Annotated in this window: 13 protein-coding genes; 4 read left to right on the top strand and 9 right to left on the bottom strand. The window is 60.8% G+C overall.

Translation table 11 applies throughout. The features are described 5' to 3' along the window. Positions 1 to 87: 87 nt before the first annotated feature. Both FQ192_RS01680 and FQ192_RS34285 read left to right on the top strand, forming a co-directional pair. Positions 88 to 981, top strand: coding sequence for a LysR family transcriptional regulator (locus FQ192_RS01680; RefSeq protein WP_149657092.1), 894 nt, complete (start codon positions 88 to 90; stop codon positions 979 to 981). Positions 982 to 1,119: 138 nt separating this feature from the next. After that, positions 1,120 to 1,248, top strand: a complete 129-nt coding sequence (locus FQ192_RS34285; RefSeq protein ID WP_003184145.1) for a PA1414 family protein — start codon at positions 1,120 to 1,122, stop codon at positions 1,246 to 1,248. A 191-nt stretch (positions 1,249 to 1,439) separates the two neighbouring features. On the opposite strand, the gene FQ192_RS01675 is transcribed toward FQ192_RS34285, so the two are convergent. The 6 genes from FQ192_RS01675 to speB form a co-directional block, all read right to left on the bottom strand. Beyond that, the gene (locus FQ192_RS01675; RefSeq protein ID WP_149657091.1) at positions 1,440 to 1,691 is read right to left on the bottom strand and encodes an acyl carrier protein; all 252 of its coding nucleotides are present in this window, start codon (positions 1,689 to 1,691) and stop codon (positions 1,440 to 1,442) included. Positions 1,692 to 1,745: 54 nt separating this feature from the next. Further along, on the bottom strand, positions 1,746 to 2,471 hold the full coding sequence (locus FQ192_RS01670; RefSeq protein ID WP_149657090.1) for an MBL fold metallo-hydrolase: 726 nt from the start codon (positions 2,469 to 2,471) through the stop codon (positions 1,746 to 1,748). An 84-nt stretch (positions 2,472 to 2,555) separates the two neighbouring features. Further along, a complete protein-coding gene (locus FQ192_RS01665; protein ID WP_149657089.1) occupies positions 2,556 to 3,935 on the bottom strand; it encodes a sodium:solute symporter in 1,380 nt (459 codons plus the stop codon). A gap of 189 nt (positions 3,936 to 4,124) precedes the next feature. Beyond that, positions 4,125 to 5,642, bottom strand: coding sequence for a cytosine permease (locus FQ192_RS01655; protein WP_149657087.1), 1,518 nt, complete (start codon positions 5,640 to 5,642; stop codon positions 4,125 to 4,127). 54 nt (positions 5,643 to 5,696) lie between these two features. Then, the gene (locus tag FQ192_RS01650) at positions 5,697 to 6,104 is read right to left on the bottom strand and encodes a nuclear transport factor 2 family protein (RefSeq protein ID WP_149657086.1); all 408 of its coding nucleotides are present in this window, start codon (positions 6,102 to 6,104) and stop codon (positions 5,697 to 5,699) included. A gap of 9 nt (positions 6,105 to 6,113) precedes the next feature. Continuing rightward, entirely contained in the window at positions 6,114 to 7,064 is a 951-nt protein-coding gene (speB, locus tag FQ192_RS01645) for an agmatinase (RefSeq protein ID WP_054049162.1), read from the bottom strand. A 309-nt stretch (positions 7,065 to 7,373) separates the two neighbouring features. Here speB and FQ192_RS01640 point away from each other — a divergent pair, with 309 nt between their 5' ends. Together FQ192_RS01640 and FQ192_RS01635 are read left to right on the top strand one after the other, a co-directional pair. Continuing rightward, complete coding sequence (locus tag FQ192_RS01640; RefSeq protein ID WP_008013540.1) at positions 7,374 to 8,267, top strand: LysR family transcriptional regulator; 894 nt, start codon at positions 7,374 to 7,376, stop codon at positions 8,265 to 8,267. Positions 8,268 to 8,271: 4 nt separating this feature from the next. Beyond that, entirely contained in the window at positions 8,272 to 8,865 is a 594-nt protein-coding gene (locus FQ192_RS01635) for a tRNA-uridine aminocarboxypropyltransferase (RefSeq protein WP_149657085.1), read from the top strand. Between the two features lie 153 nt (positions 8,866 to 9,018). Here FQ192_RS01635 and FQ192_RS01630 read toward each other — a convergent pair whose 3' ends face one another. The 3 genes from FQ192_RS01630 to FQ192_RS01620 all read right to left on the bottom strand — a co-directional run bounded on the left by FQ192_RS01630 (position 9,019) and on the right by FQ192_RS01620 (position 14,043). Further along, entirely contained in the window at positions 9,019 to 10,386 is a 1,368-nt protein-coding gene (locus FQ192_RS01630; RefSeq protein ID WP_123515350.1) for an HlyD family type I secretion periplasmic adaptor subunit, read from the bottom strand. A gap of 9 nt (positions 10,387 to 10,395) precedes the next feature. Continuing rightward, entirely contained in the window at positions 10,396 to 12,555 is a 2,160-nt protein-coding gene (locus FQ192_RS01625) for a type I secretion system permease/ATPase (protein ID WP_149657084.1), read from the bottom strand. Between the two features lie 129 nt (positions 12,556 to 12,684). Continuing rightward, positions 12,685 to 14,043 (bottom strand): TolC family outer membrane protein, encoded by a 1,359-nt coding sequence (locus FQ192_RS01620; protein WP_149657083.1) that lies wholly within the window; start codon positions 14,041 to 14,043, stop codon positions 12,685 to 12,687. Between the last annotated feature and the right edge of the window lie 261 nt (positions 14,044 to 14,304).

Below are 14,304 nucleotides of genomic sequence, written 5' to 3'. Positions count from 1 at the left end.
GAGGTTCAATGACCGTCAGGCTAGGACTGATTGACTTTCGTTAAAAATGAATAATAGTGAGCAACTTGTTCTGAATTGGAGAAGGTTGTGGAATTCAGCCAACTGCGGATTTTCCAGGCCGTCGCGCAAGAGGGCTCCATCACTCGCGCGGCCGAACGCCTGCACCGGGTACCGTCGAACCTGTCGACCCGGCTTAAACAGCTGGAAGAGCAACTCGGTGTCGAACTGTTCCTGCGCGAGCGTCAGCGTTTGCAGTTGTCGCCTGCGGGAAAAGTCCTGCTGGACTACACCGCCAAACTGTTTGCCCTGCACGACGAAGCCAGTGCGGCGGTGCAGGGCGGGCAACCGGCCGGCGACTTCGTGCTCGGCACCATGTACAGCACCGCTGCCATCCATCTTCCGGGGCTGTTAGCGAACTATCACCGCACCTATCCGGCGGTGAACCTGCAAGTGCAGTCTGGCCCCAGCGGCGAATTGCTTGAAGGTCTGCTCACCGGGCGCCTCGACGCGGCGCTGGTGGACGGTCCGCTGCAACTGGCGGGGCTCGATGGCGTGCCGCTGTGCGACGAACGGCTGGTGCTGATCAGTGAGGCCGGTCACCCGCCGATCCACAGCGCGATGGATGTGCAAGGGCGCTCGGTGTTCACCTTTCGTCAGGGCTGTTCCTACCGGATGCGCCTGGAAGCCTGGTTTGCGCATTACCACGCGGCGATGGGCCGGGCGATAGAAATTGAGTCTTATCCGGGAATGCTCGCCTGTGTGATCGCAGGCTCAGGCGTGGCGCTGATGTCGGAGTCGATGCTCGCCAGTCTGCCGGGCCGTGAAAGCGTGGCGGTGCACCCGCTGGCCGAGCCATTTGCCAGCGCCACGACGTGGCTGATGTGGCGCAAAGGCATGCTCGGGGCGAATTTGAACGCGTGGCTGGAGCAGCAGCAATTGGCCTTTCCAACGGCGCCGAGTCAGGCGCTGGCGACGGCTTGAACTTTCGGTCAGCTATTTGGATCAATTCAGTAACAGATCATTGCGATCTTGGGCGAGCATTGCTTGGCACTTCGGACTACTATCAGTGCGAAGTGGCTACAGAATTGCGCCACTCGGCACTACCCTGAAGGGGGCACCATGAAAGAGAAAATCCAAAACTGGCTGCACGACCTGGGTGTCGCACTCGGTTTGATCGAACCGCCTCTGCAACCTGTGCCAATCCGCACTGACGACGAACAACGTCGACGCCAGCCGCGCCGCCGGTAAGTTGCATGCAGTGCCTGTGGCGAGGGGGCTTGCCCCCGTCCGGCTGCGCAGCAGTCGTAAATCACATGACGCGGTCCGTCTGATACAACCGGGGTGAATGGTTTCGGGGCTGCTTCGCAGCCCAACGGGGGCAAGCCCCCTCGCCACAAAAGCCTCCCTGCCATAGATATCGGTGTGTTTGGCAGCCATTCTCAATCCCGTCCAATCCTCACCAAAAACCGACTCAAATCTTCCGCCGTCCTGGCGTCCTTGAGCATCCGGTCTTCCTCCGCCGTAAACGCTGTCAGCCCCAGCTCATCCTCCAGATGAAAGATAAGCTCCTCGATATCCTCTTTATCCAGCCCCAACTGCGCCAGGCTGGCGTTGTCGTCGAAGTCATCCCGGCCTTCCAGCAGGCGGCTGATAAAGCGGTGCACGGCAGCACGAACGGCGGCTCTTTTCATGGTCGTTCTTCGAGGGCGTTATTGTTGTTGTCCCTGGGCTGAGTACAGCAGGCTTCAGCCGTGGCAGCGCTGCCACTCGTCAATCATCGTGCGCAGATGTTCTCCGGAAAAACTGCCGAAATGCCCGCCATGCACCGTGCGGATCGGCAGCGCGCGCAAGCGTTGCAGGCTGCGGGCATAGTCGTCGAGGTTGGAATGGTAGGCGTCTTCGATCAGCGGCCCGTCGTAGATGATGTCGCCGCTGAACAGGGTTTCGGTCGCCGCTTCATACAGGCTGATGCCGCCCGGCGAATGCCCCGGTGTGTGTAGCACTTGCAACACGCGGTCACCCAGATCCAGCACGTCACCCTCCTCAATGTAACCCGTGGCCGGCGCGGCTTTGACCCGGTATTCGGCATAGCACAGCGGGCAGTCCGGGTGCGCCTCGAACATCTCGTCACCGACAAACGCCGTGCTCAAGGTGTTCTCGCCGTCGGGCGACGCGAGAATCTGCGCTTCAGCCGGGTGCACCAGGCGTTCAGCGAATTCGTGATGCCCGGCAATGTGGTCGAAATGGCAATGACTCGCCACTGCCACCAACGGCCGCTCGGTAATCCACGGTAGTTGCTCGCGCAGGCTCACCAGCCCCGAGCCGCTGTCCAGCAGCAAGTCCTTGTCGCGGCCCTGGATGTGCCAGAGGTTGCAGCGGTAGAAGGGGCGGATGTACGGCTCGTGAATCAGGCGAATGCCGTCGGACAAGGTTTTCACTTCAAACCACTGGTCACGAGAAACAATCTTCATAAGCAGTTTCCTTCAGACGAAAAAAAACGGGTGTGGCAACCGACGCCACACCCGTCGAAGAAAGCATCAGTTCTTTATAGAAGCTTAGGCCGCGCTAGCCAAAACGGCCGGGCGACGGGACAGCAGGCTGACCAATACAAAGCTCACCAAACCTACGCCGAGGCTGTAATAGATCGGTGTGTTCGCATCCAGACCATCCTTGAACATGAACACCAGCGCCGTGGCGAAGCCCATGCCCATGCTGGCGATGGCGCCGGCAGTGGTGGCGCGTTTCCAGAAGATCGCGCCCATCAGCGGGATCAGCATGCCGCCCACCAACAGGTTGTAGGCCAGGGTCAGGGCGCTGATCACGTCATTCACGATCAGGGCAATACCGAGCACGACAACGCCGGTCATCAGGGTGAACAGACGGTTGATGCGCAGGCTCGACTGTTTACCGCCACGCAGTTTCGGCAGCAGGTCTTCGGTCAGGGTGGTGGCGGCGGCGAGCAGGCCGGCGCTGGCGGTGGACATCATGGCGGCCAGTGCCGCGGCGATCACCAGGCCACGGATACCGTCCGGCAGGGACAGCTTAACGATGGCGGCGAAGGCGTTGTTGACGTTGTCCAGGTCCGGAATCAGCACATGAGCGGCCATGCCGATCAGGGCACAAGCCAGGCCGTAGAGGATGCAGTAGAAACCGGCAAAGGTACCGGCGTACTGCGCGACTTTGGCCGACTTGACGGTGAACACCCGCTGCCAGATGTCCTGGCCAATCAGGATCCCGAAGAAGTAGATCATGAAGTAGGTAATGATCGTGTCCCAACCGATGGTGGTGAAGCTGAAGGCAGTCGCCGGCAGTTTCAGCACCAACTCATCCCAGCCGCCAACGCGATACAGGCAGATCGGCAACAGGATGAACATCAGGCCCACAGTTTTGATCACGAACTGGACGATGTCGGTCAGGGTTAACGACCACATGCCGCCGATCGCCGAGTAGATCACCACCACGCCACCGCCGAGCAGTACCGAAATCCAGAACGGCAGGCCGAACAGCACTTGTAGCACGGTGCCGATCGCCAGGATCGAGGTCACGCCGATCATCAGCGCATACGCCAGCATGATCACCGCGCTCGCCGAGCGGGCCATCGGGTTGTAGCGTTTTTCCAGGACCTGGGTAACGGTGTAGATCTTCAGTTTCAGCAGCGGTTTGGCGAGGAACAGGTTCAGCGCCACGATCCCGCAACCGAGGGCCGCGCACAGCCAGAAACCGGAGATGCCATGGACGTAGCCCAGGCGCACGGTGCCGACGGTGGATGCGCCGCCCAGAACGGTGGCGGCCATGGTGCCCATGTACAGGCTCGGGCCGAGGTTACGACCGGCGACCAAAAAGTCTTCGTTGGTCTTGGCTTTGCGCATGCCGTAATAGCCGAGTATCAGCATCGCGGCGGCGTAGATGAGTACGACGAATAAATCCAGGGCCATGATGGCGTGTCTCCGATTGTCTTTTTTATGGTGAGGCGAAAATCAATTCCTGCGAAAACATCATCCCTGTAGGCGCGAGGCTTGCCCGCGAAGGGGGCGATGCGGTCTGTCAGGCAGACCGCGTTATCGTTCTTCGCGGGCAAGCCTCGCTCCTACAGGTCATGCGTTGTCCACAAGTAATGTGTTGAATCAGGCGGCTTGGCGCAACGCCGGTTTACCCAGCGAATCCGTGCCCTTGCTGCGTGCATCCTGCGGGCCGAACACTTCCTTCGGTTCCGGGAACAGGCTCAGCAGCATGAAATACACCAGGGAGGCCAGACCCAGGGTCACCGGCAGGCTGATGTCGATGCCGCCAGCGAGGTTGCCCAGCACACCCACGAACTGCCCCGGCAGGTTCACAAAGCACAAACCCACCAGCGCACTCGGGATCCACGCCCCCAGGCCACGCCAGTTCCAGCCGTGGGTGAACCAGTAGCGGCCACCTTTCTCGCCGCGGGTGAACACTTGCAGGTCATCCGGGCAGTAGAAGCCGCGGCGCACCACCAGGCCGATGATCATGATCACCATCCATGGGGTGGTGCAGGTGATGATCAGCACGGCGAAGGTCGACACGCTCTGCACCAGGTTCGCCGCAAAGCGCCCGATAAAGATGAAGGCAATCGACATCACCCCGATCAACAGCGTCGCCTTGACCCGCGACAGCACCCGAGGGAACACGCTGGACATGTCCAACCCGGTGCCATACAGCGAGGTGGTGCCGGTGGACATGCCGCCGATCACCGCAATCAGGCACACCGGCAGGAAGAACCAGCTCGGCGAAACGGCCAGCAGACCGCCGACGTAGTTGTTGGCCGCGATGTAGTCCGGGGCCTTGATCGCCACGATGGTCGCGGTGGTCAGGCCGAACAGGAACGGGATGAAGGTTGCGATCTGCGAGATCACCACCGCCGCCATGATCCGGCCTTTTGGCGTGTCGCGAGGGATGTAGCGCGACCAGTCACCGAGGAACGCCCCGAAGGAAATCGGGTTGCTCATCGCCACCAGCGCAGCGCCGATGAACGCGGCCCAGAAGCCTGGTTGACCCATACTCACGGTGCCGGCGAAGTTCACATCGAAGGGACCGGCGAAAGCGAAGATGCCCAGCAGGAACAGCAGGCTGGCGCTCCACACCGCGATCTTGTTGACCCACAACAGGAAGCGGAAGCCGTAGATGCACACGGTCAGCACCAGGATCGCGAACAGACCGTAGGCCAGGCCCAGAGTCAGGTCGGTTTCCGGCAGGCCGATCAAGCGTTTTGCACCACCAATCAACGCATCTCCCGAACTCCACACACTGAGCGAGAAGAAGGCGATGGCGGTCAGCAACGACAGGAACGAACCGACGATCCGCCCGTGCACGCCGAAGTGCGCACCGGAAGACACGGCGTTGTTGGTGCCATTGATCGGGCCGAACAGGCCCATCGGCGCGAGGATCAGCGAACCCAGCAACACCCCCAGCACAATCGCCCAGACACCGGCCTGGAACGACAGGCCGAACAGCACCGGGAAACTGCCGAGCACGGCGGTGGCGAAGGTATTGGAACCGCCGAAGATCATCCGGAACAAGTCCGTCGGGCCTGCGGTACGTTCGCTGTCCGGGATCTGTTCGACCCCGTAGGTTTCAATTTGCGTAAGGCTTTGGTCTTTGTCTTTGTTGTTGTTATTCATGATCAGCTCCGATCATAAAGGCGCGCTCATCGTGTGTGAGCGTCACCTGTTTGGCTAAGGGGATGGCAGCCCTTCCGGCATAGCGGACAAATGTTCGTGACAGGCCAGCCAAAGGCCTTGTTGTTCTTTGCGAAAGACGATGGTCTCGCGCTCCTGGCTGAAGTGTTGCTCCCCTTGCATGCGCAGCTCGGTGGCCACGTCATGGATGAAAATCGCCACGTCACCCTGCAGGCTGACAAAGGCGTTGCTTGAAGTGCACGACAGCACTTCGAAGCCATCCTCGGCGCGCCAGGTGTCCCACAACGCCTGGTAGGCATCGCGCGACAGCAGGGGCTGTTCGAGGGTGTAGAACACGAAGCTGGCATCGGCGCTGAAGGCGCCGAAGTAGGCTTCGCGATCATTACGGGCAAAAGCGCTCACCAGATCGGCGGCGGCTTTCAAAACCTGATCGCGTTCGTTCATGACCACTCCTCAGCGGTGGGCCACGCCCGGCAGTACGCAGAGCATTTCGTACAGCAGGTTGGCGGCCAGCAGCGAGGTATTACCGGTGGTGTCATAAGCCGGCGAGACTTCTACCAGATCGCAGCCGACCAGGTCGAGGCCTTGGCAGCCACGCACGATTTCAATTGCCTGAATGGTCGTCAGACCACCGATTTCCGGGGTGCCGGTGCCAGGTGCCCAGGCCGGATCGATGCCGTCGATATCGAAACTCAGGTACACCGGACCGCCGCCGACTTTCTCGCGAACTTCGGCCATTAGCGGCGCCAGGGATTTGTGCCAGCACTCTTCGGCCTGAACCACGCGGAAGCCTTGTTTGCGGCTCCAGTTGAAGTCTTCGGACGTGTAACCCTGGGCGCGCAGGCCAATCTGCACCACGCGGTCGGGGTCCAGAAGACCTTCTTCGACGGCGCGACGGAAGGTGGTGCCGTGGGCGATTTTCTCGCCAAACATGTGATCGTTCACATCGGCGTGAGCATCGATGTGCACCAGGCCGACCTTGCCGTGCTTTTTATGGATCGCACGCAGGATCGGCAGGGTGATGGTGTGGTCGCCGCCCAGGGTCAGCGGGATCACGTCGTGTTCGAGGATGCTGTGGTAGGACTCTTCAATGATCCGCACGGCGTCCAGCAAATTGAAGGTGTTGATCGCCACGTCACCGATGTCGGCAACCGACAGCGAATCGAACGGCGCGGCGCCGGTGGCCATGTTGTACGGGCGGATCATCACCGATTCGGCGCGGATTTCGCGAGGTCCGAAACGAGTGCCAGGGCGCAGGGAAGTGCCGATGTCCAGCGGCACGCCAATGAAGGCAGCGTCCAGGCCGGCAGCGGTGGTCAAGTGGGGGAGTCGCATCATGGTGGCGATGCCGCCGAAGCGCGGCATTTCGTTGCCGCCCAGTGGTTGGTGAAGAATCTTGTCCACGGGTAAGGCCTCATCGTCGTTGTTTTATTTATGTCGGCGCGCCGTTCACGGGAGAGACGGGCACCGCTGTGGGCCGATAATGCGAAATGTAGTGGGCGGGAAGAATCGCTACGGGCAAATACTTAGTTCAGATTTTTCTAAACTAATGGCGGGCACGGCGATAGACTCCCTCGCGTGATCGTTCCTGCGCTCTGCGTGGGAATGCATCCACGGACGCTCCGCGTCCCGCTCTTTTGTGCATGTGACGCAGAGCGTCACGGGCTGCATTCCCACGCAGAGCGTGGGAACGATCGACAGGTGGAGAACCCCATGGCCAACGCTTTACCCGACCTGAAACTATTACGCATCTTCGTCAGCGTGGTCCGTCATCAGGGGTTCGCCAACGCCCAGCAAGAGCTCAACCTCTCGACCTCGGCGATCAGCACCTACATGAGCCAGCTCGAAGCCGCGCTCGGTCTGGTGCTGTGCCATCGCGGGCGCGGTGGGTTCAGCCTGACCAGCAAGGGCGAGTTGTTCCATCAGGAAACCTTGCGGCTATTGGCTGAACTGGAAGGTTTCGAGCAATACGCAGCGGCATTGAAGGGTGAGTTGCGTGGCACTCTGAACCTCGGGGTCATCGATTCCACCGTCAGCGACAAGGCCTTGCCCTTTGCCGAAGCCATCGGCGCCTACAGCCAGGAACACCCGGCAGTGCATTTGCATTTGTCGGTAATGAGTCCCTACGAACTGCAACTCGGCGTGCAGGACAACCGCCTCGACCTGGCCATCGGCGCGTTTTCCACGCGCATGAGCGGCCTGGTGTACATGCCGCTGTACCGCGAACAACACTGGCTGTATTGCAGCAGCCGCCATCCGCTGTTCACCGAGCGGCGCATTCCCGAACAAGTCATCACCCAGCAGCGCATGGTCGGCCGCGGTTACTGGAGCCAGGCGGAATTGGCGCGCCACGGCTTCAAGCACAGTGCCGCCACCGTGGAAAGTATGGAAGCCCAACTGATCCTGGTGCTGTCCGGCGCCTACATCGGTTACTTGCCGGAGCACTACGCCCAGGCCTGGGCTGACAAGGGCGACTTACGGGTGTTGCTGCCAGCAACCTTCGGTTATCAGGCGCCGTTCTCGATGATCGTGCGCCGAGGCCGCAGCCGCGAACCGCTGATCCAGACCTTCCGCGATCTGCTCAAAGCACAGCTTAATCAGGCTTAAGAACATGTCCAGAATCCAATGCCCCCGCTGCCTGCGTCCGCAAAGCCATTGCCTGTGCCCGCTGATCCCGAGCCTCGACAGCCGCACCCGGGTGTTGCTGTTGCAGCATCCCAGTGAAGTGAATCATGCGCTGAACACCGCGCGTCTCGCCGCGTTGGGCTTGAAGAATGCCGAGTTGATCGTCGGTGAGGTGTTCGAGGATTTGCCGGCGCTGCTGAACCCGCCCGGTTATCAGGCGCGGTTGTTGTTTCCTGCCGATGAGGCGCAGCCGTTGCGCAGTTATGCCGAAAACGATCAACCGCTATTGCTGGTAGTCCCGGACGGCACGTGGCGCAAGGCGCGCAAGATGCTGCACCTCAATCCGTTGCTGGCGGCGTTGCCCCGGGTGACATTGGTCGATGGCGGTGTGTCGCGGTATCGGCTGCGCAAGGCTCCGGGGCCGGGGGCGTTGTCGACGGTGGAGGCGATTGTGCAGGCGTTGCAGACGCTGGAGTCACCGACGTCGTTCGAGCCGTTGCTGAAGCCGTTCGAGGCGTTGATCGAGGGGCAGATTGCGGCGATGGGGGAGGAGACGTACCAGCGTAATCATGGCAAATGATCACCTGTGGCGAGGGGGCTTGCCCCCGTTGGGTCGCGAAGCGACCCCAAAACCATTCAACCCAGTTGGGTCAGGCAGAACGCGCTGGCAGGATTGCGACTGCTTCGCAGCCGAACGGGGGCAAGCCCCCTCGCCACAGGGAGTGAGTGAAGCCTACCTTTCGCGCATCGCCTCGGTCCGCGCCTTCAGCACCGGCTTGAGCAGATAATCCAGCACACTTTTCTCCCCGGTAATAATGTCCACCGTCGCCACCATCCCCGGAATGATCAGCAGCGGTTTCACATCCCCGCCCAAGTGATTCTTATCGGTCCTGACCTGAATCAGATAGAAGCTGTTGCCCTTGTCATCGGTAATCGTATCCGCCCCGATCAACTCCAGCTTGGCACTCAGCCCACCATAAATCGTGTAGTCATACGCACTGAACTTGACCATGGCTTTCTGCCCCGGATGCAGGAACGCCACGTCTTGCGGGCGGACCTTGGCTTCGATCAGCAGGTTGTCTTCCAGCGGCACGATTTCCACCATGTCGCTGCCCGGCTGGACCACGCCGCCGATGGTATTGACCTTCAGCACCTTGATGATCCCGTGCACCGGCGATACCACCGTGGTACGGGTCACCCGGTCGTCGATGGCGATGCTGGAGGCGGTGATTTTCGACAGGTCGGTGCGTTTCTCATTCAGCTCCTTGGCCGCATCCGAGCGGAAGGACTGTTCCGATTCGTCGATCTTGCTTTTGATCTCGTTGATTGCCGATTCCGCCCGAGGAATGGCCAGCGTCGTGGCATTCAGCGAACCGCGAATCTCCACCGCGCTGCGTTTGAGCCGCAGGATTTCCACTGGCGATACCGCCCCGGTGCCCACCAGCGGCGCGGACATGTTCATCTCTTGTTGCAGCAACGCCAGGCTCGAACTGAATTGCCCTTGTTTCGAGCGGAATTCCGCCAGTTCCTGGGTTTTTTGCCGAAGTTGTTCGGTCAAGGTCCGCTGTTCACTGGCCAATCGTCGTTGCCGTTGATCGTAGAGCGAACGTTCGTCCTCGGCCACTTGCGGCGCCTTGGCGATCACTTCATCGGAAAGCTTGAACGGCCGCCCCTCGGCCTCGGCGGACAAACGCTCGACCTTTGCGGTCAACGAATAGCGATCCGCCTCGCTCTCACCCTTGTTCGACAGAAAACGCGTGTCGTCCAGGCGCAGCAGCGTATCGCCCTTGTTCACCATTTGCCCTTCACGCACGAAAATCTCGGAGACGATGCCGCCCTCCAGGTTCTGGATCACCTGGACCTTGCTCGACGGAATCGCCTTGCCTTCGCCCATGGTGACTTCCTGCAACACCGCAAACTTGGCCCAGACCAGCGCCGAGATCAGCAGCCCGGCCGCGAGCCACACGGTGATCCGCGACAGGCGCGGAGAATCCTGCAACGCCGCGCCGGCGGTTTCCGGCATGTATTCGCTTTCCGCGCTTTTGCTGAAGCTGCCGAAGTAGCCGCGATCCTTTGAAACATCGGACGATGAGCGAGCCATGGGCAACTCCTAGACGGCCGCAGAGCCGACACGGCCCTTGCGCAGTGCATCGATGACCGCTTCTTTCGGACCGTCAGCCACGATCCGCCCGTTGTCCAGCACCACCAGCCGATCCACCAGGCTCAGCATCGAGGTGCGGTGGGTGACCAGCAGCAGGGTTTTGCCCTGGACCCAGCTATGGAGTTTTTGCCGCAGAACGTCTTCGCTGCTGTTGTCCATGGCGCTGGTGGGTTCGTCGAGCAGCATGATTGGCGGGTCGAGCAACAAGGCCCGGGCCAGCAACACCGCCTGACGCTGACCGCCGGACAGCAGTTGTCCGCGTTCACCTACCGGCCGGTCGAAGCCTTGCGGGTGTTGCCGCGCCAGTTCGGTCACGCCGGTCAATTCCGCCACTTCGAGCATCCGCGAATCGCTGACGTAACGGGCGCCGAGGGTCAGGTTGTCGCGCAGGCTGCCGGCCAATAGCGGCAGGTCATGGGCGACGTAGCCGATCTGTTGGCGCAGGTCGGCGACGTCCAGTTGCCGCAGGTCCAGGCCATCGAGCAGCAGTTGGCCTTCTTCCGGTGCGTAGAAACCCATCACCAAACGAGCGAGCGTGCTTTTGCCCGAACCGCTGCGGCCGATGATGCCGATCCGTTCGCCGGGTTTGACGCTGAAGCTGATGTTGGCCAGCGCCGGAGCGTTCTGGCCGTTGTAGTGGAAGGTCACGCCGCTGACGTCCATCGCGCCTTGCAGTTGCGTGCGTTCCAGTGGGCGTTGTTTTGGATCGCGTTCTTGTGGCAAGGACATCAGCGCATCCGTGCTTTTCATGGTCAGTTGCGCTTGCTGGTAGCGGGTGATCAAACCGGCAATCTGCCCCAGCGGTGCCAGCACGCGGCTGCCGAGCATGTAGGTCGCCACCAGCGCACCGACGCTGAGGTTGCCGGCGATGATGCTGTAGACCCCGGCGACGATGGTCGCCATGCCGGAGAATTGCTGGATGAACAGCGTGCCGTTGGTCGCCAGCGCCGAGAGGTTGCGCGCATGGCTGTCGAGGCGGGTGAGGGCGCCGTGGGTGCTTTCCCATTTGTGCTGGCGCTCGCTTTCGGCGCTGCACGCTTTCAGGGTTTCCAGGCCGCCGAGGGTTTCGATCAGCAGTGCCTGGCGTTCGGCACCCAGGCTCAGGCTTTTCTGCACGGTGTCGCGCAAACGTACCTGGATCACCATCGCGAAAATGATCGTGATCGGAAACGCCAGCAGCGGAATCACCACCAGCCAGCCACCGAGCAGGCCGATCACCACCAGCATCAATACCGCGAACGGCAGGTCGATCAGGCTGGTCAGGGTCACGGCGGTGAGAAATTCCCGCAGGCCCTGGAAGTCATGGATGCTCTGGGCGAAACCGCCGATGGTCGCCGGCCGGGCTTTCATCGCCATGCCGGTAATGCGTTCGAACAGGGTCGCGGACAGGATCACGTCGGTTTTCTTGCCCGCGGTGTCCAGCAAGTGCGCGCGGACCACCCGCAGCACCAATTCAAAACCGGTGCCGATCAGCAGACCGATAGCCAGCACCCACAAGGTCGAAACCGCCTGGTTCGGCACCACCCGGTCGTAGGTCTGCATCACAAACAGGGGCACCATCAGCCCCAGCAGGTTGATCAGGAAACTGGCGAGGATCGCATCGCTGTACAGCCATTTCGACAGCTTCAGCGTGTCGCGAAACCACGCTTCGACTCGCGGCACCAGCGGCGAGCGCAGGTCTTCGAGTTCATGGCGCGGCCGGGCGAATAACGCCTGGCCACTGTAATTGGCGGTCAGCTCTTCACGGCTGACCCATTGTTCACCGCCCTCGGCTTCGCTGGGCAGGATCAGCAACTGACCATCCTCGCCAAAGCGGCGCAGCACGGCAGTGCGACCATTGTTCAGGATGAGCAGAACGGGCAGGTTGAGCGCGGAAATATCCGCCAGATCCCGGCGCAACAAACGCGCCTGCAAACCGGCCCTGGCCGCTGCGCGAGGCAGCAGGTCCAGGCTCATGCGTTGCTTGTTCAGGGGCAGGCCGGCACTCAGGCTGGCGCGGCTGACGGCCGCGTCGTGGAGTTTGCAGAGGATCAACAGACCGTCCAGAAGCGGGTCATCGAAGCTCAGGCGCGGATCGACACCAGTGTTGCCGGGTTCCATGCTGGTCAAATTGATCGCTCCTGTTGGCATAGGTAACCACACACCTCCCGGTGTAGGAGCTGCCGAAGGCTGCGATCTTTTGATCTTAAAAAATCAAAATCAAAACATCGCAGCCTTCGGCAGCTCCTACGCGGGGGGTTATTTCAGTTCAGGCAAACGCGCTTCGTTTTTCACTTCCGAGGAGGCGATCGCATCGGCGGGCAGCACCACCCGTTGTTTGCTCAGCAACTGACCCATGTTCGCCAGCACGCGGTACATCGAGTACTCCTCGGTGTAGCGCACTTCGGTGTAGCGGCGGTTGGCGTTGTAGAGCTCGTTTTCACTGTCGAGCAAGTCGAGCAGGGTCCGTTGGCCGAGGCCGAACTGATCCTGATAGGCCGCGCGTACACGTTTGGTGGTTTCGGCATATTCGCGTGCGGTCGGGGTCTGTTTCTTGGCATTCACCATGGCGTTCCAGGCCAGGTGAATGTTCTCGTTGAGTTGGCGCAGGGCGTTGTTGCGGATGTCCATCGCCTGGTTGATCTGGTGCGCATCGGAAGCCAGGCGCGCCTTGTCGCTGCCGCCGCGGAACAGGTTGTAGTTCATCACCACGCCGACGCGCCACTCGTTGTCGTGGCCTTCATCGCCCTGCACGTTGTTGTTCGCGCCCACCGCGGCTTCGGCGTCGAAGCGTGGGTAGAACGGCGACTTGGCGACTTCGTACTGGCTCTCGGCCGATTGCACGTCGGCCTGGGCGGATTTCAGGTACGGGTTGTTTTCGACCATGCTCTGCTGGGCTTCCGGCAGGCTGGTTGGCAATTCGCCGCGGGTCGATGCCGGGGTTTCGAGCTCGTCGGGGATACGCCCGACGACACTGTAGAAGTTCGACTCGGCGTCGGCCAGGTCGACTTCGGCGGTGTCGAGGTTGTTCTGCGCCAGTGCCCGGCGAGCGGTGGACTGATCGGAGTCGGCGTTGCTGCCGACACCGCGCTGGGTGCGCAGGCCGATCTGGTCGTTGACCCGCATGTGCGCTTGCAGGTTGTTGGTGGCCAGCGTCACCAGCTCGCGGCGCTTGAGCACTTCGAGGTAGACCTCGATGGTGCGCAGGGCCAAATCCTGGGCGGTGCCCTGGGCGTAATAGGCCCGGGAGTTGGACACGCCTTTGGTGCGCTCGACTTCGTTCGCGGTGTTGAACCCGTCGAACAGCATCTGCCGCAGGCGCAATTCAGATTGGGTGTAATTGAGGATTTCGGTGTGGTGGTTGCCGAAGGCCCGGGTGTTGGTGTTATCGCTGTAGCCGCGCCCGTAGGCAGCGTTCAGATCCACCGATGGATAGAAGCCCCCTTTGGCGACTTTCACTTGTTCATCCGCCGACAAGCGCGCGTCCACGCGCGATGCAAGTTCGGGGTGCGTCGCGATGGTGCTTTGGATCGCGTCGGTCAACGACATGGCCTGAGCCTGAGAAGTGCAGGCCATGGCCAGCAAAACCGCGCTGCAGAGGGGGGTTAAAAGGCGCATGGGTACTTCTCCCTGTTTCCTGATGGTGCTTACTTGTCGTCAAATACTTGACGTTTTTTTAGGCGAAACCGTTTCACTCTTGTAACAACAGAGCTAAGAACATTCTAGGGAAAACCTAAGAACTATTTCTCATAAGGCTTATGTCAAAAAAAACTTATGCGCTCTGAAAAATCCAGCACATTGTTCAATCCGAAAGCCCTTGATTTATGAGCCTTAGGGAGCTCCAGAGGGTTTGAGGAAAGTTCCATCCACTTAGCGACA

The organism is Pseudomonas sp. ANT_J12, assembly GCF_008370045.1.
GTDB lineage: Bacteria > Pseudomonadota > Gammaproteobacteria > Pseudomonadales > Pseudomonadaceae > Aquipseudomonas.
This window is presented reverse-complemented; position numbering and strand designations above follow the sequence as displayed.